Here is a 950-nt window from a genome sequence, read left to right as displayed (position 1 = left end):
ACGATGGAGACCCGGATATCGCCGTTGACCAGCGGGACCAGGTAGCGCTGCTTCTGCTCCTCGGTCCCGTGCTCGATGAGGGTCAGCATGGTCGCGTCCTGTGGGCCCATGCAGTTCAACGCCCACGCACCCAGATGGCTGAACGCGCGGCCCACTTCGACTTGCACGACGGCATTGGCCAAGTGCCCCAACCCCATTCCGCCGTACTGCACCGGTACGAAGGGGCACCACAACCCTTCCGCGTGGGCCCTGTCCTGGACCTCCTTGACGATGTCGAAGAAGGGACGCGTGCCGATCTGTGGCTCCGCCGGCAGCACTACCTCGTCGATGAATGCGGCGACACGCGTCCGCAGTTCACGAACCTCATGAGGCAACTCGAAGTTGATCATGTGTCATACCCTGCCATCATTGACACTCACTGTCAAGATTGCTATCTTCGGAGCGATGACCACCACCGCACACCTTGTCGACATTGGCCGGCTCGACGAGTGGATCGGCGACCGCCTCCCTGGCCGTGGTCAGCCGCTGACGGCTGAACGCATCGGGGCAAGCACCGGAATCGCCAATGCACTGTTCCGCGTAGCACGCGGCGACGACGCCTGGGTCCTGCGCCGCCCACCCGTGGTGAAGAATGACCCGAGCGCGTCAAACACCCACCGCGAGTGGCGCATTCTGCACGCCCTCGAAGGCACACCGGTTCCGCACCCGCAGCCCGTGCTGTACTGTGCTGACACCGACGTACTTGGTTCTGAATTCATGCTGATGGGCGTCGTCGACGGATTCACGCCGGGGTTCGAGCTGCCCGAACCCTTTCTCGGTGACATCACCCTGCGGCACGGCCTAGCGATGGCCTACGTCGACGGACTGGTCCACCTGGCCGCGGTGGACTGGCGACGGCGCGGTCTGGCTGACCTTGGCAAGCCCGAGGGATTTCTGGAGCGTCAAGTGCC

At 63.9% G+C, this 950-nt stretch carries 2 protein-coding genes; one reads left to right on the top strand and one right to left on the bottom strand.

All coding sequences use genetic code 11. The features are described from left to right. Positions 1-389 (bottom strand): acyl-CoA dehydrogenase family protein (locus tag A9X04_RS11180; RefSeq protein WP_197509129.1); only part of this gene is annotated, 389 nt, incomplete at its 3' end. A gap of 55 nt (positions 390-444) precedes the next feature. On the opposite strand from A9X04_RS11180, the gene A9X04_RS11175 reads away from it, so the two are divergent. Next, positions 445-950 (top strand): phosphotransferase (locus A9X04_RS11175; RefSeq protein ID WP_156764315.1); only part of this gene is annotated, 506 nt, incomplete at its 3' end.

This window comes from Mycobacterium sp. E3247, from assembly GCF_001667785.1.
GTDB lineage: Bacteria > Actinomycetota > Actinomycetes > Mycobacteriales > Mycobacteriaceae > Mycobacterium.
Note: the sequence above shows the minus strand (reverse complement) of the source record. Positions and strands in the feature narration are given on the sequence as shown.